29 protein-coding genes are annotated in these 20734 nt (G+C 59.9%); 25 read left to right on the top strand and 4 right to left on the bottom strand.

All coding sequences use genetic code 11. The features are described from left to right. Window positions 1-4 precede the first annotated feature (4 nt). Window positions 5-1780, bottom strand: coding sequence for a terminase large subunit domain-containing protein (locus ACI0FG_RS04285; RefSeq protein WP_419787326.1), 1776 nt, complete (start codon window positions 1778-1780; stop codon window positions 5-7). Window positions 1781-1892: 112 nt separating this feature from the next. Here ACI0FG_RS04285 and ACI0FG_RS04280 point away from each other — a divergent pair, with 112 nt between their 5' ends. The 14 genes from ACI0FG_RS04280 to ACI0FG_RS04215 all read left to right on the top strand — a co-directional run bounded on the left by ACI0FG_RS04280 (window position 1893) and on the right by ACI0FG_RS04215 (window position 9711). Next, window positions 1893-2789, top strand: a complete 897-nt coding sequence (locus tag ACI0FG_RS04280; protein WP_419787325.1) for a GPO family capsid scaffolding protein — start codon at window positions 1893-1895, stop codon at window positions 2787-2789. Window positions 2790-2800: 11 nt separating this feature from the next. Further along, window positions 2801-3844 carry a phage major capsid protein, P2 family gene (locus ACI0FG_RS04275; protein WP_419787324.1) on the top strand — a complete coding sequence of 348 codons (1044 nt, stop codon included), beginning with the start codon at window positions 2801-2803 and terminating at the stop codon, window positions 3842-3844. A 69-nt stretch (window positions 3845-3913) separates the two neighbouring features. After that, window positions 3914-4624 (top strand): phage terminase small subunit, encoded by a 711-nt coding sequence (gene gpM, locus ACI0FG_RS04270; protein WP_419787323.1) that lies wholly within the window; start codon window positions 3914-3916, stop codon window positions 4622-4624. Between the two features lie 89 nt (window positions 4625-4713). Next, window positions 4714-5178 carry a head completion/stabilization protein gene (locus ACI0FG_RS04265; protein ID WP_419787322.1) on the top strand — a complete coding sequence of 155 codons (465 nt, stop codon included), beginning with the start codon at window positions 4714-4716 and terminating at the stop codon, window positions 5176-5178. Then, entirely contained in the window at window positions 5175-5639 is a 465-nt protein-coding gene (locus ACI0FG_RS04260; RefSeq protein WP_419787321.1) for a phage tail protein, read from the top strand. Before ACI0FG_RS04265 ends, ACI0FG_RS04260 begins: the two co-directional genes overlap by 4 nt. Next, window positions 5632-6327 carry a virion morphogenesis protein gene (locus ACI0FG_RS04255; protein ID WP_419787320.1) on the top strand — a complete coding sequence of 232 codons (696 nt, stop codon included), beginning with the start codon at window positions 5632-5634 and terminating at the stop codon, window positions 6325-6327. Before ACI0FG_RS04260 ends, ACI0FG_RS04255 begins: the two co-directional genes overlap by 8 nt. Window positions 6328-6342: 15 nt before the next feature. Beyond that, a complete protein-coding gene (locus ACI0FG_RS04250; RefSeq protein WP_419787319.1) occupies window positions 6343-7461 on the top strand; it encodes a DUF2586 domain-containing protein in 1119 nt (372 codons plus the stop codon). 8 nt (window positions 7462-7469) lie between these two features. Further along, on the top strand, window positions 7470-7925 hold the full coding sequence (locus ACI0FG_RS04245; protein WP_419787318.1) for a phage protein: 456 nt from the start codon (window positions 7470-7472) through the stop codon (window positions 7923-7925). Between the two features lie 9 nt (window positions 7926-7934). Further along, window positions 7935-8135 (top strand): TraR/DksA C4-type zinc finger protein, encoded by a 201-nt coding sequence (locus ACI0FG_RS04240; protein WP_419787317.1) that lies wholly within the window; start codon window positions 7935-7937, stop codon window positions 8133-8135. Next, entirely contained in the window at window positions 8132-8545 is a 414-nt protein-coding gene (locus ACI0FG_RS04235) for a DUF5675 family protein (RefSeq protein ID WP_419787316.1), read from the top strand. Before ACI0FG_RS04240 ends, ACI0FG_RS04235 begins: the two co-directional genes overlap by 4 nt. Then, window positions 8545-9045: a hypothetical protein gene (locus ACI0FG_RS04230; RefSeq protein ID WP_419787315.1), complete on the top strand. Its 501-nt coding sequence runs from the start codon at window positions 8545-8547 to the stop codon at window positions 9043-9045. Before ACI0FG_RS04235 ends, ACI0FG_RS04230 begins: the two co-directional genes overlap by 1 nt. 5 nt (window positions 9046-9050) lie before the next feature. Then, window positions 9051-9257 (top strand): hypothetical protein, encoded by a 207-nt coding sequence (locus ACI0FG_RS04225; protein ID WP_419788351.1) that lies wholly within the window; start codon window positions 9051-9053, stop codon window positions 9255-9257. A gap of 11 nt (window positions 9258-9268) precedes the next feature. After that, on the top strand, window positions 9269-9538 hold the full coding sequence (locus ACI0FG_RS04220) for a putative phage tail assembly chaperone (protein WP_419787314.1): 270 nt from the start codon (window positions 9269-9271) through the stop codon (window positions 9536-9538). Window positions 9539-9579: 41 nt separating this feature from the next. Further along, window positions 9580-9711, top strand: coding sequence for a DUF6890 family protein (locus tag ACI0FG_RS04215; protein ID WP_419787313.1), 132 nt, complete (start codon window positions 9580-9582; stop codon window positions 9709-9711). A 66-nt stretch (window positions 9712-9777) separates the two neighbouring features. On the opposite strand, the gene ACI0FG_RS04210 is transcribed toward ACI0FG_RS04215, so the two are convergent. From ACI0FG_RS04210 to ACI0FG_RS04200, 3 genes are all read right to left on the bottom strand, one after another. Beyond that, the gene (locus ACI0FG_RS04210) at window positions 9778-9984 is read right to left on the bottom strand and encodes a hypothetical protein (protein WP_419787312.1); all 207 of its coding nucleotides are present in this window, start codon (window positions 9982-9984) and stop codon (window positions 9778-9780) included. 297 nt (window positions 9985-10281) lie between these two features. Then, window positions 10282-10599: a HigA family addiction module antitoxin gene (locus ACI0FG_RS04205; protein WP_419787311.1), complete on the bottom strand. Its 318-nt coding sequence runs from the start codon at window positions 10597-10599 to the stop codon at window positions 10282-10284. 12 nt (window positions 10600-10611) lie between these two features. After that, on the bottom strand, window positions 10612-10890 hold the full coding sequence (locus ACI0FG_RS04200) for a type II toxin-antitoxin system RelE/ParE family toxin (protein WP_419787310.1): 279 nt from the start codon (window positions 10888-10890) through the stop codon (window positions 10612-10614). Between the two features lie 50 nt (window positions 10891-10940). Between ACI0FG_RS04200 and ACI0FG_RS04195 the strand changes: the two genes are divergently transcribed. Genes ACI0FG_RS04195 through ACI0FG_RS04145 form a run of 11 tightly spaced genes read left to right on the top strand, consistent with a single transcriptional unit; the run spans window position 10941 to window position 20643 of the window. Next, the gene (locus ACI0FG_RS04195) at window positions 10941-12743 is read left to right on the top strand and encodes a phage tail tape measure protein (RefSeq protein ID WP_419787309.1); all 1803 of its coding nucleotides are present in this window, start codon (window positions 10941-10943) and stop codon (window positions 12741-12743) included. 3 nt (window positions 12744-12746) lie between these two features. Then, complete coding sequence (locus ACI0FG_RS04190; RefSeq protein ID WP_419787308.1) at window positions 12747-13076, top strand: DUF2590 family protein; 330 nt, start codon at window positions 12747-12749, stop codon at window positions 13074-13076. Continuing rightward, on the top strand, window positions 13073-14254 hold the full coding sequence (locus ACI0FG_RS04185; protein WP_419787307.1) for a baseplate J/gp47 family protein: 1182 nt from the start codon (window positions 13073-13075) through the stop codon (window positions 14252-14254). The genes ACI0FG_RS04190 and ACI0FG_RS04185 overlap by 4 nt, the downstream gene beginning before the upstream one ends. Next, window positions 14247-14858 (top strand): phage tail protein, encoded by a 612-nt coding sequence (locus ACI0FG_RS04180; RefSeq protein WP_419787306.1) that lies wholly within the window; start codon window positions 14247-14249, stop codon window positions 14856-14858. Before ACI0FG_RS04185 ends, ACI0FG_RS04180 begins: the two co-directional genes overlap by 8 nt. A 9-nt stretch (window positions 14859-14867) precedes the next feature. Beyond that, entirely contained in the window at window positions 14868-16154 is a 1287-nt protein-coding gene (locus ACI0FG_RS04175; protein ID WP_419787305.1) for a phage tail protein, read from the top strand. Further along, complete coding sequence (locus tag ACI0FG_RS04170; protein ID WP_419787304.1) at window positions 16151-16867, top strand: hypothetical protein; 717 nt, start codon at window positions 16151-16153, stop codon at window positions 16865-16867. The genes ACI0FG_RS04175 and ACI0FG_RS04170 overlap by 4 nt, the downstream gene beginning before the upstream one ends. 8 nt (window positions 16868-16875) lie before the next feature. Next, complete coding sequence (locus tag ACI0FG_RS04165; protein WP_419787303.1) at window positions 16876-17421, top strand: hypothetical protein; 546 nt, start codon at window positions 16876-16878, stop codon at window positions 17419-17421. Window positions 17422-17433: 12 nt separating this feature from the next. Beyond that, window positions 17434-18339 (top strand): hypothetical protein, encoded by a 906-nt coding sequence (locus ACI0FG_RS04160; RefSeq protein ID WP_419787302.1) that lies wholly within the window; start codon window positions 17434-17436, stop codon window positions 18337-18339. Then, a complete protein-coding gene (locus tag ACI0FG_RS04155) occupies window positions 18336-18872 on the top strand; it encodes a DNA-binding protein (protein WP_419787301.1) in 537 nt (178 codons plus the stop codon). The genes ACI0FG_RS04160 and ACI0FG_RS04155 overlap by 4 nt, the downstream gene beginning before the upstream one ends. Then, window positions 18869-19561: a hypothetical protein gene (locus tag ACI0FG_RS04150; protein ID WP_419787300.1), complete on the top strand. Its 693-nt coding sequence runs from the start codon at window positions 18869-18871 to the stop codon at window positions 19559-19561. The genes ACI0FG_RS04155 and ACI0FG_RS04150 overlap by 4 nt, the downstream gene beginning before the upstream one ends. Next, window positions 19543-20643 carry a bacteriophage T4 gp5 trimerisation domain-containing protein gene (locus tag ACI0FG_RS04145; RefSeq protein WP_419787299.1) on the top strand — a complete coding sequence of 367 codons (1101 nt, stop codon included), beginning with the start codon at window positions 19543-19545 and terminating at the stop codon, window positions 20641-20643. The genes ACI0FG_RS04150 and ACI0FG_RS04145 overlap by 19 nt, the downstream gene beginning before the upstream one ends. The last annotated feature ends 91 nt before the right edge of the window (window positions 20644-20734 follow it).

Here is a 20734-nt window from a genome sequence, read left to right as displayed (position 1 = left end):
CTCCTTATGCTGCTTTGCCGACAATTACCTCGGCGGTGGGCTTGTATTTGTTATTCAGCGGTTCCTGGGCCAAGGCGTGCATAATGGCCCAGGCCACGTCCGCATGGCCGGTGGATGCCGTGCGCGAGGCGGAATAGGTGACGAGGCCGGACTGGCTGGAGTCCTGCCGAATGGTGAGGAAGGCATGGGCTATGTCGTTATGGACGGCATCCCATTCGAGGCGTCCGCTTTCTATGACGTCCTTGGCCTTGAGTACCAGCTGGCTTTTGGTCAGCGGTGAATAGTAAATCGGCGTGGCCGGGAAGAAGCCCTTTACCATTTCATACACGCCGATACCGGGGCCGGTGTAATCGATGCCGATGTGGACGAAATTGTATCGTTCGGTCAGCTTCTTTATCTGTTCGGCCTGCCAGGGATAGGACTTGTCCACCCATTTGAACCGGGCAATGACCCGGTGCTTGCCCTTCTCGTCTTCAGCCGGGGCTATGATGACAAACGCGGCATCGTCCCGGCTTCGGCTGGGATCGTATCCGCCCCATACAGGCCGGTTGCCGAAGGGCCGCTCCACGTCGGGATCCACGTCGTCCCATTCGTCCGGGTCCGCCATGCAGGCTTCCAGGTGCTTCAGCCGGAAGACGGCCTGCAACTCGTCCACGAACTCGCACATGAACAGATTCTTGAATTCGTCGTCGCTGTACTGGATCTGCAAGTCCTCGATGTCGAACAGATCACAGCCGCCCTTCTCGGCATCCTTTAGCGTGATGATTTTGCGCCAGGTCCTGTCGGGACACACCACGCCCTTTTGCATCTCGCCAAAGCCGGGGAACTCCTGCCGCCGTCCCTTTTGCTTGAAGCGCCGGTTGAACCGGTCGCCGGTCCACAAGTCGTAAGCTTCGTGGGTCACTGCCGAAGGCGTGGAGAACAGGGTAATGCGCCATTTTTTGTGCGCGGCCATGGCCGAGGCGACTTTGTACAGTTCGTTGAACTTGGTGATCCAGAAATATTCGTCGATGTAAACGTGGCCGTGGTAGGACTGCGCAGACTTGGAATTGTTTGACAGGAAGTACAGCGTGGCTTCGCCATGGGCCGTATGCAGGACGATTTCATCCTTGCCCTTCAGTTCAATGTCGAACTTCTCTTTGACGATGGCTACGACATACCGTCGGAAGACGTCCGCCTGACGGCGCGTGGCGGAAAGAAAAATCTGATTGTCGCCGGTCAGCGTGGCGTCCTCGAACGCCTCCTGGGCAAAGTACCAGGTAGCGCCTATCTGCCGCGACTTGAGAATATTCCGGCTACGGTGGGTCCGCTTCGCCTCGCGCAGCTCATGCTGATACTCGAAATAGTCCTTGTGGAGTTTTTCCTCAAAGTCCTTTTCCGTGAGGTGCGACACGTCGTTTTTGACGATCTTGCCGTGCTTCTTCTTCGGCCTGCGGGTCCGGCCTCCGACGACCGGCCTGTCGGCGTCCTTTTCCTCGTTGGAGGCCTCCAGCTCGCGCAGCTTCATTTCCCGCTCACGCAGCAGGTAATCGTGCAGGCGGTCCATCTCCTTCATGTCGCCGTCCGTCTTGTTGTCCCGCTCCACCAGCAGGTTGAACCGACGGGCTATACACTGCCGCGCTTCCTCATTGATCTTGAGGTCGTCCCAGCTGTAGACGTCTCTCCAATGGTAGAGAGTCCTTTTTGAAATTTTCATCTCCTTATGTATCTCGGATATTTTATTACCCCTGAGATACAGAGACTTAGCTGCCGCTATTATTTCCGCTGAATGCTGCGCCATGCAGTACCAATACATTGCTACTGCATGGCGCGCGTCATATTCCATTCCGATATTGCATCAATCGGAATCGGTTTGATTGCATCCACTTTCCCGGCGCGCGTACTCTTGCGTCATGCCGAACACACTCATCACCGATTGGAAAAAGGTCGGGCAGTCCGGTCCGACTGCCGATGGCCGCTTCATCAAGCCAGAATGGCTGGAGCAGGCCGCGAGTAACTACGACGCCAAGACCGTCTACACCGCGTTGCTGTGGCCGGAGCATATGCGCTGGTTCGGCAATTTCGGTGCGGTTGCCGAAGTCAAATCGGAACGCGAGGGCGACATCGTCAGCCTGTATTGCCGACTTCGCCCCGGAGAGCAGGCCTTGCTGGCAAACAAAAACGGCCAGCGCCTGTTTACGTCCATGGAGCTGACCGACGACTTTGCCGAAACCGGCGAGTGCTACCTCACCGGCCTGGGCCTGACCGATAGCCCGGCCAGCCTGGGCACCCAGGAACTCAGCTTCTCCCACAAGGGCACGCGCCACACCTGCCACGTCACCGACGGCGTGGAAATTGATTTCTCCACCAACGAAAAGGACACCGAGCCGCCGTCCTGGTTTTTCAAAGCCGTACAGCGTCTCGGCCTGAATATTCCCCACAACCAGGGGGCAACCCCCGAACCCCAAGAGGAAGCCATGGATGCAACACAGTTCTCCGAATTGATGGGCGAGGTAAAGTCCATCGGTGAACGGCAAGAGAAGCTCGAAAAGCGCTTCGCCGCGCAGCTGCCTGCGCCGGACAAGGCCGCTACCGAAACCGGAGCGGATGCCGGAACCGAAGACGGCAAGCAGACCTTCTCTGCCGAGATCACCGCCGCCATCAAGCCCGTCACCGAGAAGCTGGACAAGATGGAAGCGGCGTTCGCCGCCAAGGTGGAAGCCCTGACCAATCGGTTTGAGCAGGTCAATCCCGGCACCCCCACCCCCGAAACCGCACAGCCCGCCGATCCCGGCGCGGATCTGCTCTAGGAGGTGGCCGCATGAATTTCAGCACCCAGCAGGCCTTCGCCGCCTTCCTTGTTCAGCTCGCCAAAAACTACGGCGTTACCGACGTCGGCAAGCAGTTCACGGTTGTCCCCGAACTGGAGCAGCGTTTCCAGGACAAGATCGTCGAGAAGGAAAACTTCCTCGGCAAAATCAACGTCGTGCCGGTCGAGGAACTCTCCGGCAAAAATGTTCTCGGATCCGCCAATAGCCCCGCTTCCGGCAGGACCGACACGTCCGACGGCACCAAGGAGCGCAAACCGCGTAACATCCTTGGCCTGGAAGAATGGGTCTACCAGCTCTACAAGACCAATTCCGACGTCTTCATCCCCTATGACATCCTGGACATGTGGGCGAAGAAAATCCCCAACCTCGGCGCGCACTACACCGCCTACGTTCAGCAGCAGATAGCCAACGACAGGGTAATGATCGGCTGGCACGGCGTAGACGCCGCAGCGGACACCGACATTACCACATACTCGCTGCTGCAAGACGTCAACAAAGGCTGGTTCCAGTACATGCGCGACAATCTGCCCGGCAACATCCTTACGGGTGGGGCCGTCGCTGGCGAGATCCGCATAGGAACCATGGACGGCGCCGACTACGCCAACCTGGACGACGTTGCCCACGATCTGCGCCAGGGCATCCCCAGCTATCTGCGCAAGGACCTGGTCGTCCTCGTCGGCGAGGACCTCATCGGCGCTCGCAACGGCATTCTCTACAAGAAATGGGCGGACACGCCTTCCGAAAAGGCCGGAATAGCCCAGGCCATGGCCTCCATCGGCGGAATGCCTTGGGATACGCCCAGCTTCTTCCCGGATTCCACCATGGTTGTGACCAGCTACAAGAATCTGTCCATCTACCATCAGTCCGGTTCCTGGCGGCGCAACCTCAAGGACAAGCCCGAACAGGACCAGGTCCAGGACTTCAACAGCCGCAACGAAGGCTACGTGGTCGAGGAACCCCGCGCCTTCGCCGGACTGGAATTCCTGGACGACAACGTCAAGGTGCCAAACGCCGCAGGCGATGCCTGGGTGTAGTCTTCCTTGTTTTTGCACAAGAGGGGGCGGTCCCTGCCGCCCCCTCGCATCCACCCCACTGGAGGAACCATGAGTTTGATGCGCGCCCACCAGGCCAAGTTTGAAAAAGGTCAGCCGGTCAAGGTTGGCAATGCCGGTCCCGGAGGCAAGGGAACCGTCAACAAAGGCCAGCTTATGCAGCTGTTGGATACCGGCCTGCAGGTCGCGTTGACGGCGCTCCATGCCCTGAAGTCCAAGTCGGACAAAAACAACCACAAGCGGGACCATCTCATCCCGGATTTTTCCGAATACGTAAACCGCCTCATGGACAAGGGCTGGGTGCACGATTTGCTGCCCTGGTACATGGTCTGGTGCCTTGACGCCGGTCAAATGGCTCCGGCGCTGAACGTCGCCCGGTACTGCATGAAAAAGGGTCTGGAGCTGGATAAGGACGCCTTTGTCCGCGACATCCCCTCCTTTGTTGCCGACGAGATCCACAAGTGGGCCGAAGACGCCTTCAAGGACGGCCACAGTGCCGAACCGTATTTCTCCGAAGTCTACGACCTGGTGATCCATTCCGGCGGCACAGATCCCTGGGCGCAACACGACGAAGTCCGCGCCAAGTTCTTCAAGCTGAAGGGCCTCATGGAATACCAAGCCGGAAACCTCGAAGCCGCGCGCGATAATTTTGAAAAAGGGCTCGCCCTGGGAGCCACCGTCAAGACCGTGCTGGCCGAAGTCACCAAGAAGCTCGAAGACGCCGGAGACACCCCCGACGACTTCGAAGACGACGCAAAGTAGATCCTCCACACCGCCGCTGCCCCCAAGGTCTGTTCGGGCAATAGCCCGGCAGCAGGCCGAAGGGGGCAGCGCAAAAAGGACACGACGACATGAGCTTTTCCGGCAAGGCCAACGCAGAATCAACCACCGTTGTTAAAAACGACGGCTGGTGGCCCGATTTCCCGGTAGCCGACTTCCAGGAGCGGTACAGAATGCCTGCCGAGTATGCGGAAAAACTCCTGGTGGACGGCCTGCAGACCGGCATGGCCTGGGCAAACAAGGAACTCAAATTCTGGAAAGCGCTTCATGCCGACAACGGTTGCGCGTCCCTGGAAGCCGTTCCCTGCGAGGAAAGGCTCGGCGATGAAACCGTCTTCCTCGTCCACTACCGCCGGGCCGTCTACAGCCATGCAAAGGGCTTTCTCCTGCAGCAATACCCCACCGTTGACCGCCGGGAATCCGCCAACAACGAAGCCAGGGAAAGCCAAAAGACGGAAAGCAAATTTTACGAGTTCGCCCAGCAGGCCGTGGCCGATATCCGGGGCGAAAACCGAATCACGGCGGTACTGATATGAGACTGCTCAAAGCCTTGACCAAGGCCCTGCAAGACGTCGGCGCATTCAAGGATTCCGACTACTCCGCCCTGGACCAGGGAGCATATATTTGCACCGGCAGAGACTTGGGACTCGGCATCGAGGTCGCGCGCCTCAAATATGATGCGCGAATCCTGATCGAGAATATGCCGGACAGGGACGCCGATAGCCTGTTGGCCTTCATCCCTGCATGGCTTTCCGAAAACGACCTGGACCGCTCGCGCCTTAACCTCAATGACCCGGATATCGACGTCGCCCTGAACGGCGACGGCACCGCCGACGTGGATATCACCATCGAATTCGACGAGGGGCTGTATCTGATCCCCGACGAAGACGGCCAGATCATTTATAACGGCAAGCCCTACGTTGTGGGGCAAGTCACCATCAATGTTGCCGAGGGCGTCTACGAAGTAGCCAAACGGCGGGAGGACGATGATGCCTAAATCTCCCCTCCGGCTCGATACGGATCCGCGCGGACGCCTCCGCCTGCGTGAGCAGCTCGACCTGTTGTCCCTGTCCCCGCGTACCCGGCGCAATGTCACCAAACGCATGGGCCGGGCGGTCATCAAGGAAGCCCGAACCAACCTGCGGCAACAACGCACGGTGTATGGCCGCTCCATGGAGGAACGCCAAGGCGTTCGAAAAAGGCGCAAGATGCTCCGCCGCCTGGGCAAGGGGCTGAAGCCGTTCATGCGCGGCACGGACCGGGTTGATCTGACCTGGGCCAATGGCATGACCGCAAAAATTGCCGACCGGCACCAGTATGGCATCCCCGAAGTGTGGACGGCGTCCAAGGCCCGAAAGGTCTACGGCGTCCCAGACTACAAGAAACCGGCCACCAGAACCCAGGCCAAGGCGCTGATAGCCGAAGGCTACCGCCTGCGCGTGCGCAAGCCCAAGGGCAAGGGGTGCACCCTTCGCCGAGTCCCCCTCCGGTGGATCATGGAAAATCTTTCGCGCGGACAGGCCGGAACCATCCTGCGGCAGATGCGCGACAACACCACGCACGGCAAGCAGCGCTGGGAAGTCAAACCGGCCGCGCGCCCCTTCCTCGGCCCACGCCCCGGAACCGAAAAACAATTCCTGAATGACCTCGCCAGGACGGCGTTGTCCGAAATTCGCAACCGTTAACGATAGGAGTCCGCCATGGCGCTCGGAACTGTTGATGTCAACAAAGAGAATTTACTGCAGGGAGATATTGCCGATGTCGAACGTTTCTTCGTCTACATCGGTCGTGGGGCCGGAACCAATGAAGGCGCGCTGCTGTCCGTGAATAACGATACCGACCTGGACGCGGCCCTGGGCGAAAGTGAAAGCAACCTGAAGAAGCAGGTCGCCGCCGCCGTCCTGAACGCCGGAGAGAATTTCTACTGCGGCGTATTCCCGATGGAAGCCGCCGGAACCTGGAGCGATGCCGCGGACTACATCATGACGCAGATGTCCTGCGAGGCGTTTGTCATCACCGACGCCGTAACCGCTGCCGCCGATATCGAGACCATGCAGGCCAAGGCAAAATCCATTCAAGGCGAATACGGACGCCCTGTCATCTTCATCCCCACCTGCAAACCCATTGACCCGGAAAACGAATCCTGGGCCGAGTTCGTGGCCGACCGCAACGCCATCCTGAACAGCCTCGCCGCCGACCAGGTCAACCCGGTGGCAACCATATGGGACGACGACCAGGGCGTCTATTGCGGACGGCTCTGCAACCGCTCCGTCACCATAGCCGATTCCCCCATGCGCGTAGCCACCGGCCCTGTTGTCGGCGTCCGCTCCGTCAAGCCGGTGGACAACGCCGACGTGGAAGTCTCCATGGCAGAACTCAAGGCCCTGGATACCGGCCGCTGGTCCGTTCCGCAGTGGTATCCCGACTATCCCGGCGTTTACTTTGGAGACGGCAACGTCCTGGACGTCCCCGGCGGCGACTTCCAGGTCATTGAGAACCTGCGCGTCGTCCACAAGGCCATGCGCAAAGTCCGCGCACTGGCCATAGCCAAAGTTGCCGACCGCAAATTGAATTCCACCCCCGGCTCCATCGGCTACCACGAGAGCTATTTCATGCGCCCCCTGCGCGAGATGAGCAAATCCGTGGAGATCATGGGCATCACCTTCCCCGGCGAGATCGAACCGCCCAAGGAAGGCGACATCGTCATCGAGTGGACCACCAAGACACAGGTATCCATCTACATGGTGTGCCGCCCCTACAACTGCCCCAAGGCCATCAAGTGCCACATCATGCTGGATCTGACCAACTACGCTGAATAGGAGGCGTCATGAGCCGTATTTCGGGAAGAAGTTTTGATTTCTATGTCGGGGACATGCTGGTCCATGCCGACAAGGTATCCCTGGACATCGAGGACAACCGCAGCGTTGCCAAAAACCGTGGTGTTCCCAACGGGACCGTCTCCGGCGATGTCGGAGCATCCGGTTCCATGGAGCTGGACCCCACTGCGTTCGGCCTCATCGTGGAAGCCGCCCGCAGCGCCGGAAGCTTCGAGGACCTGGCCGACAAGCCTTTTGACTGCGTGTTCCATGCCGAGACTTCGCAGGAGAAAAAGAAGATCGAGGCCTTCGGCTGCGTCTTCAAGATCGAGAGCCTGTTGGATGCCGACACCAAGGGCGGGGACAAGGATGTCACCAAGCTGGCCTTCGACGTCACCAGTCCCGATTTCATCCGCATCAACGGCGTCCCGTACCTGTCCGAGGCGTCCATCAAGGATCTGGTCTAGGCACCGGCCATGGATTTCTGCGACGACGCCAGCAACCTGGAACGCCTCGCCCGGCAGGTTGCCCTCAACAACGCAGGACTGAAGCAAACCACCGCGCCCAGCCGGGAGACGTGCGCCGAATGTGGCGACGTCATCCCGGAGGCGCGCCGCCAAGCAATCCCCGGCGTGACACTCTGCATCAGGTGCCAGGCCGAACAGGAGGGAGCATGATCCAAAAAGCAGAGCTGATTCGTTTGGAAAAGTCCGAGGAAGGAACCTTCGGCGTCCTGAAGCTGGACGGGCAGGTCTATTGCGTCACCCTGGAGCCGGAAGACCGGGACAACGCCCAGAACGTCTCCTGCATCCCGGAAGGGACATACCGCTGCGAGCGCGTGGCCTCGCCCCGTTTCGGCAACACCTTCGAGATAACCGGCGTTCCCGACAGGAGCCACATCCTGCTCCACCCCGGCAATGTCGAGGACGACACTCACGGTTGCGTGCTGCTCGGCAGACAGTTCGGTTTTCTCCGCCACAAACGCGGGGTCATGAACTCCGGGGCCACGTTCAAGACGTTCCTGGAACGCGCGTCCGGCCAGGACACCTTCGACATCCACATTTCCGACGCCTCCGGGGGTGCATAATGGGTTTCCTCTCTTCCATCACCGATTTCTTCGGCGGCGGCGTGGTCAAAACCATAGCCGATACCGTGAAGGACTACTTTCCCCCTTCCATGACCGACAAGGAAAAGGCGGACCTGTCCGGGCGGATCCGCGAGGAAGAACTCCGCTACGAGCGGGACATCATGAAGCTGGCGGTCCAGGCCGACAAGGAAGTGACCCGACGCGCGGCAGAGCTGGAAGGCACGGCCAAGGACCTGAAGACGATACCGGTCATCGGCCCGCTCATCATCTTTGTGCGCGGCTGCCTGCGCCCTGCCTTCGGCTGCTTCACCCTGTTCACCGACTGGCAGATTTTCTGCGGCAACTGGAGGGTCACCATGACCACGGACACGGGTTCCTACACGGCGGAGGGGCTGCTCGTTCTCGCCCTCAATATTCTGGTCCTGGGCTTCCTCTTCGGTGAACGCACCGTAAAGAACCTCATGCCCCTGTTTACCCGCTTCATGGAGGCCAGGAAGTGACCACAATGGAGCGCAACGACCTGCAGGACCTGCTCGTCCGCATCGATGAACGGGTCAAGGCCATCCAGGACGACATCCGGGAAATCAACAAGGCGCGCGCCTGCGCGAGCCATCAAGTGAAAATCAAGACTCTCGAACGCATGGTGTGGGGTTGCTACGCCGGAGTGGCCGGTCTGGTCCTTCGCCTGGCGGTCGAGACATTCAAAAACTAACGGAGGAAAGCATGGACAAGACCATCGTCCTGACCATCAAGGACAAGGACATCACTTTCACGGTGGGCGTGGATGAATACAACCGTTTCGTCAACGAAATGCAGCCCAAGAACAAGGTGGCACCGGCCCACAACTTCCTTATGCGGACGGTTGACGATGCCAGCAAGGACGACCTGAGGGCACTGCTGGCGCTGCCCGGCGCAAGCCTCGACATTGTCGGCTCGCTTGTCGAGGAATACGTCCCCGACCTGAATATCATGGTGGGAAAGTCGAGCGCATAGCCAAGCATATCCGGGAGGATGGACTTTCACAGCTTATCCTCATGCACCGGAAGTGGTTCGGGGACGCTCCCATCTCCGAACAATCGCTGGGTGAAGCGCTATTTCTGGAAACAGATCACTGGGAGAAAATGAAGACGGCCATCAACAACGGGATTGTCGAGGCCATAAAGTAAAAGGCCCCGGTCGGGGAACCGAACCGGGGCCAAGTAAAAGGGCTACGGATGCTGTCAGTTACGGAATTAATCGAAGGCGGACTCTTTCGCCAGCGGATACAACGCGACCGCGCAGTCTTCAAGCTGATGGTACAGCAGCATGAGCGTGGCTCCCAGCCCTCCCTCGCCTTCGTGGATCGAGGACTGTTGAAGGGAAAGTTCGTCCAGCGTGTGGGCGATCTGCCACAGCCGCGACTCGGCTTCTTCCGGGGTCATTCGGACGGGATGAGACATAGTGCCTCCTCTAAGGGTTTTGATATGGCACCCCGCGAAGCGCGAGGTGCCGGGTGCTATCAACCGCCCTTAGAACGGCGGGCTTATTCCCCGAAGGTCTTGTATTCGCCCACACCCGGCATAGTAAACTATGCGCTTTTGCCCCCTCCGTCGGGCGCAAAAAATCCACTTCTATCGGGCGTGGTCTCCGCTAAGGGTCAAGGAGTTGATAGCTCCTGTCCAAGACCTAAACAGCAAAACGGGCGCGTTGTCAAATTGCAACACGCCCGTGGGGATCGGCTTACGCATGGAGCGCGGTCAGGCTTCCAGCTCACTGTTGCCCGTCTCTTCCTTGGGCTTGGCGGATTTCCACCCGTCCGTCTCGTGCTGGGCGACCCAAAGGTCGTATCCCTGCTGCAAATTCAACCACACCTTCGGAGACGTTCCGAGGGTGCGCGAAAGGCGCAAGGCCATGTCCGGGGTCACGGCCCCACGCTCGTTGACGATCTTGGAAAGCGTCTTGCGGCTGACGCCCAACTGCTCGGCAAAAGCCGTGATGGACAAATTCAGCGGCTCTATGCACTCCCGCAGGATAATGCCGCCGGGATGAACGGGCTTTCTCGTTCTCTCAATCATGACGCCCCCCTTTTAGTGGTAGTCAAGGTAGTTGACGACATACGCATGGCCGTCTTCAAAGTAAAAAGTCACCCGCCAGTTGCCGGAGACCTTCACGGACCAATGTTCTTTCAGCTTCCCGCTCAGAGGGTGGAGATTGAAACCGGGGAGGTTCATGTCCTGGACATCCTCGGCCGCATGCAGGGAATCAAGAATGTCCTCCAGCTTGACGGCGTGCTTCGCCTGAATCCCCTTGGTGGAGCCGGTCCTGAAGAATTTCTCCAGCCCCTTGTGCTTGAAGCTCTTAATCATGAAAGCAGCGTAACCCTATCGGTTACGGCAGTCAAGAGGGAGGCGGCATAATGAGCACGAAGCTGGAAAAGCTGACATTCAGCATTGGCCTGTTGGACAGGATCACGCATCCCATCGCCAAGGTGCAGAAGCACATCACCGGCATGGCCGACGCCTCGCAAAAGGCCTTTGCCCAGATCGGTACCGGCGCGGCAGGCGTGGCCGGGTCCGGGCTGTCGCTCATGGCCCTTGTCAATCCGGCGGAACAAATGCGCCAGGCCCTGGGCGACGTGGACAGCCTCGACGTGAACCAGAAAACACTCAAGGGGCTCTCCGACAAGGCGCTGCAATACTCCATCAAATACGGACGGGCGGCGGACAGTTTCGCCAGTTCGGCTTATGACATTCAGTCCTCCATTGATGGGCTGCACGGCAATGACCTGGCCGAGTTCACCAACGTTGCCAATGTCCTGGCCGTGGGCGGCAAGTCCGATGCCTCCACCATGACCGACTACATGGGCACCATGTACGGCATCTTCAAGGATGGAGCCAACAGGATGGGCAAGGTCAATTGGGTCAAGCAACTGGCAGGACAGACGGCAACAGCCATTCAGATTTTCAAGACCACCGGCTCCGAGATGTCCGCCGCATTCACCTCAGTGGGAGCCAACGCAAAGTCGGCGGGCATCGACGTGGTCGAGCAAATGGCCGTCATGGGCAAGCTGCAATCGACAATGTCCGGCTCCGAGGCAGGAACCAAATACAAGTCGTTTCTGGCCGGGGTCGGCAATGCCCAAAAATCCCTGGGGCTCTCCTTTGTTGATTCCCAAGGGCACATGCTCGGCATGTTGGACATTCTGGGCAAGATTCGAGGCAAATTCGGTGATTCATTGGACGTTGGCGAGTCCGACGCTCTGAAAAAAGCGTTCGGATCCGATGAGGCCGTCTCTCTCATCAAGCTGTTGATGGCGGACACGGACGGCCTTGCCGATTCCATGGAAAAACTCGGCAAGGTCAAAGGCATGGAAAAGGCCATGGAAATGGCCTCCAAGCGCGTGACCCCACTGCAACGAGTCTCCCAGGGGATCAAAGGCATTACCATCGCCCTGGGCCAGGGGCTTGGCCCGGTCCTGGATCCGATCATCGACGGCATGGCGAACGCCTCTGCCATCATGACCAAGTGGATGGCCAAGTATCCCAATATCACCAAGGCTATAGGGTTCGCCATCCTGGCTGTGCTGGGCCTGACCGCTGCCATGGGAATCATGGCCATAGTAGGCGGACTGGCAACAATGGCGTTCAACCCCGTCATTCTTGTCATCGGCCTGATGGCCGCTGGAATAACCGCACTCATAGTATATTGGGGCAAGATCAAAGCTGCCATGATGGATACGACCTGGGGAAGAAACATCCTGAAAGCTCTCGACTTTTTCCTGATTCCTCTCCGCTTTGTCATTTGGCAGGTGAAGCTGTTCATCACGCATTGGGACGCCCTCGTGGACACCTTCCAGAACTCATACCTGGGCAAAGGAATCCTCCTGTTTCTGGGGCATATCGGAGATGCTATCGGTTGGTTGTGGGACAAAGCCAAGGGCCTGCTTGGAATACTGGCACAATCTCTGGACTGGTGGGACAAGGCCACAGGCATGCTTCCCAGAATATTTTCCGGGAAAGACGAAGGCAACTCCACTTCCTCCCCTTCGCTGGAGGCCACCAAAAAACCGGCGTCGATTCCCGGCGGCATGGCGAAGCACATTGCCACTACCGTGGCGAACACCAACAGCAACAGCCGAACCATCGGCAAGCAGGAAAACAATTTCTATTCCAACATGACCCGCCAGGAGTTGGAAGAAAGCCTGTGGATGGAGGCATAGCCCATGGCGGAAAAGTATTTCGATATTCTCCTGACCGAGGACGACATTACCCTGGACGTCGGAGGCCTCCCGGAACGTTGCTGGGATCGGGATTCCATTGCCCAGGACATTCAGAACATGATCCGGGAATCCGGCCTGCTGGTGGAGCTGGTCGCCAACCGGGACGAAGGGAAGAAGGCGGAGAACCTGGTCAAGCTGACCATGGAAGTGGACAACGACGAGCGCATCGTCCCCGGATCCTGCGAGATCACCGAAGTGGAGCTGGGCCGGTTCTTTCTACAGGCGGAAACCGTCGAATTCGGGGAGCTCAATTTTACGCTGGAGACCGCATGAGCAAGGAACTGTTTGAAGACATGCTGAAGGAGGCCGGAGTCCCCACCACTGAAGCGGAAATGGAAGCGCAGTGGAAGCAGATCAACGAAGAGGAAGGAAGCCTCATCACCAACGATTCCAAGTGGAGCCCGTTCTGGCGGCTGGTCACATCCATTGTCACCGCCCCCTGCAAACTGCTGGTCGCCCTGCTCATCGAGACGGCGCTGCCCAATCTCTTTCTGAAATACGCCAAGGGCGCATGGCTTGACGTCTATGCCTGGGCCGTGGACCTGGAGCGCAAACCCGCGTCCAAGGCTTCGGGGTTCGTTTCCTTCACCCGCGACACCTCCGCCGGGGAACTGACCATCCCCGCCGGTACGGTCGTCGAAAGCCCGACCCTGGCCGGGTACATCTACCGCGTCATCGTCACCAAAGACACCACCTGCCCGGATGGGACCCTGACCTTCTCGGCCCAGGTGGAGGCCGAAAAGGAGGGGGCCGCATACAACCTCGGCCCCGGCTACTACTCCATCCTTGCCGCGCCCATCCCCGGCATTGCCTCCGTCACCAATGTGGCCGATTGGCTCTCCTCTCCCGGAGCCGATGAAGAAAGCAACGAGGAGCTGCGTCTGCGCTGCCGCAATCAATTCAGCGCCGTTGGTCAGCTCCACCATGACGCGGCCTACAAGGTCATCATCGGCGGCTACACCGGGATTCGGCTCGACTTCCTGTACTTCGAGCATGACGGACCGCGCGGCCCCGGCACGGCAAACTGTTTCATCATGCTGGAAACCGGCGCGCCTCCGCAGGAGTTTGTGGACAACATCAACACCTATGTGCGCGACTCCGGCAACCACGGCCACGGCGACGACATGATCTGTTACCCCATGCCGGAAACAGGGCACGCCCTGGGCATGACCTATTTCCCCGTCCCCAATCTCTCGGAGGAGCGAAAAGCCGTTCTGGAGAAAGGCCTTGAGGACCGGACCCGCTGCGCCTTCCGGGAGAATACCGACTTCGACATGACCAAGACCTGGCCGTACAGCCGTTTTTCCCTCTCCCAACTGGACAAGGAACTGCATGAAGCCCTGCCGGATCTGCTCTCCGTCGAATTCGACAGAACCACCGACATTGTTTCGGCCATGGACCTGCCGGTCCTTTCCGCGCTGACCATCAACGAAGGAAACGCCGATGGCTGACGAACAGACCGCCCCTGAAGTCTCCCTGCCGTTCTGGATGGCCGGGCCGGAGCTTTCCAAGCTCGCCAAGGCCTCCCAGCGGTGGTTTTCCCGGCTCATGGGCTGGGCTATCTGGCCTGCCCGGCAGATGGACCCGGAAACCTGTGCAGAGAAGATTCTGGACCTCATCGCCTGGCAGCGGGACATAGACCGCTTTGACGGCGAACCGCTCGCCCTGTACCGGCTGCGCGTCAAATACGCCTATGCCAACGCCAGGGACGCTGGTTCCGTGGAAGGCTTCAAGCGAATCTTCCAGCGCCTGGGCGTGGGCTACATCGAAATAGACGAACGTATGCCGGGCCGGGATTGGGACGTGCTGGCCCTCCGTCTGTCGGACACCCAACTGGCGGACAATCAAGACCTGCTGCGGGTGCTCATCCAACAGTACGGACGGACCTGCCGCCGGTACGAGTGGACCATCATCACGCCCCTGCCCATCCACACGCGGGTGGAGACCTTCGACAACGATTACCAGACCATTTGCGCGTCCGTGCCACCGCTGACCATCGGGCAGCGCCTGGAAGAGTTCAACAACGATTCGGCGGTCATTGCCGCCCAGCTGTAAGGAGCCAACATGAGCAGTGCCATCACCAACGCAGGCGAAGCCCTTATCGCCCTGAAACAGAACCAGGAAGCCCCGCTTGTCATCGACCGATTTCTCCTCGCCAACGTGGCCGGGGTGGATCCGGCGGCAGCGGTGGACCGTACCGAGGGCAAGCCGGATGCCGGGGACATCGTCCACGAGTATACCATTCCGGCGGAAGGCAAGGGGTACATAAACCCGAACCAGGTGGTCTATTCCATGCTGTTGACCTCCGACATCGGGGACTTCGATTTCAACTGGATCGGGCTGTACAGTTCGGCGGACGACGTCGTGGTCGCCATCGCCTACCTGCCGACGCTCTCCAAGTGGAAGACGGCCCATCCGACCATGGGCAACGCCCTGACCCGCAACTTCATGCTGGAATACTCCGGCCTGCAGGCGACAACGCAAATCACGGTGGAGGCCTCCACCTGGCAGCTCGACTTTACGGCCCGGCTAAAGGGCATCGACGAACGGGAACGGCTCTCCAATTTCGACATTTACGGCGGGGCCTGCTTCTTTGACGACGGTTTCCTCATCGTTGACGATGCCGGGACCTTCAAGCTGCAACCCGGCCTCGGCTACGTCGAGGGCATCCGCATTGAGCAGCTTGCGGAGCAGATCCTGGCCCCGGCCCTGCCTGCCGACGTTTACCTGGACGTGGCGCTGCAGCCGCAAGGCTCCGACCGCGTAGCCGTATCCAAGGTAGTCTATGCCGATCCCGGCGACTACGTGGACGGAACCAACGACAAGCACTTCGGCCAGAAAATAGCCGAGATTGCCGCCGACAGGGCCATAACCGACACCCGCCCCAAGACCATGGCCGGGGCCATGGCGGACATCGTGGCCCTGAAGGACCACACGCACACGGGGTATGCCGTTACGGATCACGAGCATACCGTTGCCGATGTGACGGACCTGCTGAACGCTGCTCACAAGTGGACGGCCCCGCAATATCCTGAGGTCACGCCCCTGGAATGGGCCGCCACCCTTGCCTGGGATATGAGTGCTATCCAACATGCGCAAGTGACGCTGGCCGACGCTACCGTTCTGGCTAACCCAACCGATCCTATACCAAGCGCTTGTGTCTCTCTACGGATAGTCCAAGACGGTGCTGGTTCACGAGTTCTGTCCTATGGCTCAGACTGGCTGCCTGTGGGGCGGGCCGTTCCTGACCTGTCCACCGATGCCGGGGCCGTGGACCTGCTGATTGGTTTGGTCAACCCTGCCGGGAAGATTGAATTCGTTGTGCTGAACAACTTCGGAGCGGCGGCATGAGTTTGTTCAACTATAGGTTGCTGATGGCCGCCGCCATGGGAGCGAATGTTTACACAGGTGCCGAGGCTGGTGGCGTATACTGCAACGGTGTCCAGCTCCCCGAGTGGGACGCAGAGACCGTCTGGTACGGGCTGGCCGTCGATCTGGACGGAAGTTTGTTAGGCGTCTGCGGTGACGGCGACATCTACCGGGACGGCGTGGCGATGGGATGGACAACCCGACGATACAGGGGCGTCCATGTTGACCCTGACGGCAATATCTGGGCGGCGATTTATAACGACACCTCTAATCCTGGCCCGACAGTGGGTGACATCGCGTGTAACAACGTCATGCAGGGGTGGCCCAATACAACGTTTCGGCGTGTCGCCATCAGCCCAATAGACGGCGCTGTATGGGCCATAGCCGACCAATGGGTTTACAAGGATAAAGTTGCTCAATCAGATTGGCCCAATACCTCATACTGCAACTATTATGGGTTAGCTATCAACCCTGACGGCGCTGTGTGGGCCATCCCTACGTCCAAAGGCGTGTATGCGGATGCCGTGCTGCAAGCCAACTGGTACAGATACAAAGATATTGCCTTTGACAAACAGGGCCACCTGTGGGGCGCAGCTTCGGGCAATGGCGGCGAAGACATTGATATATATCGCGACAACATTCCACAAAATTTCGGCTTGGATGGCTGCTACTCTATAGCCGTACAGATGTATTAGGAGGCATGATGCAAAAGTACAGATACGCGGCAGGCATTACCCTGCGGGGATCCGAGCTGACAACGGCCACTATAGGCGTGGCCGCAGCCATCACCACCGAAGCCGGAATCCAACACCCGCGAGGCTGGCTGGCACAGCGTGCCATTGAAACCACCACAGAATGGGTGGCGCGATTGGCTGAGGCCGGTGTGGAGGCCGTGGAGGTCCTGACCGACTATGACGCGACCCGCTACACCGGCGGCGATACCGTGGAGACGGTCGTGGATGGTGTCGTGCAGATTCATCCTTCCCCCGTTTTGATCGACGGGATAGTGGACACGGTTCGGGATGCAAAACTGGCCGACATCGACGCCGCCCTGGCCGTCCTGGACGAGGCGACCGTGCGCCCGCTCCGCGCGATCCTGGCCGCCGATGCCGCCGGAGAGGACCGAAGCCCGGATGATCTGGACAAGCTGGTCGCCCTGGAGGCATCGGCCACCATTCTCCGGGAGACCCGTGCCAGTGTCGCAGCCATGACGGACCTGGAAGACATTGATGCCGTGACCGTAGAATAGGACAAGTAGCCCATGTCCTGGCCCTCCGTTTCCATATCCCTGCCCGCCTCCCTACAGACTGTCCTCGACGGCCTGCAGGGCTGCCGTTCATCCGTTCCCGGCGAACTGGACAACAGCTTGGCCCGGCTGGACGCGGTCAAAGGATCCGCGACCATTGCCACCAACCCGGCAGCCGCCACCGCCGCCAATGTGACCGGACTGCGCGCGTCCATGAATGGCCTGCTGCAGGCCGGTGGCCGGTTCGTGTGTGTGCATCCGTATATCCACCCCCTGGGCGACCGGCGCGGAGATTACGCCTACCTGACCCCACAACAGGCCGTGGATGGCATGGCCGCAAAGCTGGCCGACCCCAAGGACCTGCAAGCCGGGAGCAACCTGCGCGGCGTGTTCCTGCTCCTGCGCGGCGTGGACAATGCCGGATTTGCCGGGACGCTGGCGGCGTTCAATGCTGTTTTCCCCATTACGGAGCTGCAACTGGCCGAACGTCGGGCGGGATGGCTCGCCACCCTGGAGCCGGACAAGTTCGTCCAGGCAACCGGCCCGATCCATCCCGCATGGACCGACCAAAAGGCGCACCGGCACCCTGAAGCCGTGGCCCTGGAAAAAGCCCTAGGCGGTCTGCTCGGCATGGCCGAGGGCTACGACCTGGAGAACACCCGCCCGGAGGAGGAGCTGGCCGCCGTCATCGAAAAGAAGCGCGCCCACCTCCAGGAGCTGGAAACGGCCTGGGCCACCATCACCGACGCCCTGAAAAGCGGCCAGGGGCTGGGGCTGGTATTGGACGGCAATGTCGGCAGCATCCACCGCCAGCTGCGGGAGAACCTGCCGCCCGTCGAGGGCTACAAACTCGCCGCCGTGTGCTGTTGGCTGGGCAACGCCGTAGACATGACCTTTTTCCGGGAGCTGCTGGGCTTATGAACCTCTTGCGACTGAACGACTACAACGTCCCCGGCCATCAATTGATTATCGGCGGTTCCATGCCCATCAAAGCCGCCGACGCCTCCGGCGAGACGAGCAGCACGGACGAGGTGGACAAGGGGACCAAGGCCAAAAAGCTGACCGTATCCCTTGTCATCAAGTTCCAGGACATGGCCGACCTGAAACAGCTGACCAGGGTGGCGGAAGCCAAGACCAACGGAGAGCGCAAGGTCTACACCATCACCAACAGTACCGCCAATGCCATGGGCATCCGGCAGGTCCGCTTTGCCGAGAATTTCAGCGCTCAGGAAAAAGACGGGCTGCGCGCGTGGGACGTGTCCTTCACCCTGAAGGAATACCTCTCCAACCCCGAACGGGTGGAGCAGCGCGAGAAGAAGCCGGAGCCGGTGGCCCAGACCAGTGACGGGACCACCACGAAGGAAAACAAACCCGCCGAGACGGCCCAGGCCGTGGAGGAACCGGCAACCTTCATTGAAAAGGTCCTGAAGGTCATAGACGAGGCGCTGGCATGAAGCTCCGCAAGACGCTGTTTGTCAACGATGCGCCGGTCAAGATCGTGGATGAGGACATTCACTTGTCCCTGCATTCGCCGGGCCGGGCGATATTTCAGGTGCAAAGCACCACGCCGCTGGCCGGGCATGTGCGGCTGGAGATGGGCTACTCCACCCAGGACCGGGACCAGGTCTATTTCATCGGCGTAATCCGCGCGAGCGAAACCGTGGACGCCAAGCAGCAGCGGCTGCGGTGCCGGGAGCTGACCTCTGTTCTGTTCGTGCGCCTGCCCGTCGCGCTTCGCCACCCCACCCTGCTCGACGTGGTCCAGTGGTACACTGACCGCACCGGGCTCCAGTTCGTGGTGCCGGAGCGAAACTACGCGAAAAGGAAGGTGCCGGCCTTTTACACTCTGGGCGACGGATTCCACGGCATCGACTCCCTGGGCACGGTTTTCGGCATCGAGGACTATATCTGGCAACAGCAGGGAGATGGGAAAGTCTTTGTCGGCTCCTGGCAGGATTCCCGGTGGGCAACCAGGCCGGTGACGCTGGCGGAGGAAGTCTTCGACAAGGTCACGGCAACCGGCGGCAAACAATCCGTTGTCTTTCCGCAGATACGGCCCGGCGTGAGGCTCAACGAGAAATACGTGGTGGGCGTGGACATCAAGGAACACAAGATGGTGACGACATGCTCAAAGACGTTGTAAAAAAAATTGTCCTGAAGCTCTTCCCGGAACTCTCCGCCGGGTTGCACCTCCCGCGCCTGGCGCGCGTGCTGGCCGTAAACGACGCCCCCGGCGAAGGGGGAACCTCCGAACGATTCCGGCCACGCTATGCCGTGGATCTGGAGATCCTGACCCCGGAAGGCGAACGGGACGGGGCCTTCCCGATATATGAGGCCGTGCCGCTGCCGGTGCCGGTGGGTTGCGGCCAGGAGGCCGGGCTCTTCGGCTTCCCGGAGCCGGGCACCATCGTGGAGATAGGCTTTGCCTACGGGCGGCCCGACCATCCGCTGGTCCGCCAGATATATCCCCAGGGTCTGAGCCTGCCCGGCGTCCTCATGGGCCAGCAGCGGTGGCAGCAGTCCCCGGCGGTATTCCAGACCGTGGACAAAGACGGCAACTGGAGCCGCGAGACGGACGGGGCCATCACCGACAAAGCCTTCACGCGCGAGGCCGAGGCCGTGGAGAACCTGGACACGTTTTCGCGCGAGCTGCGCACGATCCACGAGAACAGCACCGAGGAAGTGGGCGGCTTCAAAATCATCGAGGCCCTGGGCGCGCTTCGCCTCCGCTCCGGCGGATCCGCCAACCTGGTAGCAGCAGATAACATCAACCTGATCACGGCGCGGGACTTCACCCTGACCGCCGCCCAGGACCGGCACGAGGTAGCCGGGCGGGACCACTTCGCCCAGGTCAAGGGCAACCTGGAAGAAACCACCATCGGCAACCGCACCGAGAACGTTGGCGAGGACCGGACGGAATCAACCGGCGGCGACCACACAGCCGACGTGGGCGGGGAATCGACAGAGAACGTAAACGGCAACAAAAGGATCACGGCGCCATTCATCAACCTGGAAGGAATGACCGTCCGCATAGGCCGCCCCGGAGCAGGAGTAAGCCTGCTCCCGACCATCATAGACTTCATGGAGGAAGTCCGGTGCGCCCTGCACGCCATCGCCATCCACACCCACAACAGCAGCGTGGCCCCGGACAACGACGCCACAATCGAAACGCACTCCGGGAACGTGGGCACGCTGAAGGGGAAGTTGGATAGCATCAACGGGTAAAAAATCCCGACATCCCTCAAAAGAGCCTCTGGCAGTGTTTCGCTGCCAGAGGCTCTTTTGCCTCGTTGCAAAATCACAACAGGAGATATAT

The organism is Pseudodesulfovibrio sp. 7M6 (assembly GCF_050058625.1).
GTDB lineage: Bacteria > Desulfobacterota > Desulfovibrionia > Desulfovibrionales > Desulfovibrionaceae > Pseudodesulfovibrio > Pseudodesulfovibrio salinus.
This window is presented reverse-complemented; position numbering and strand designations above follow the sequence as displayed.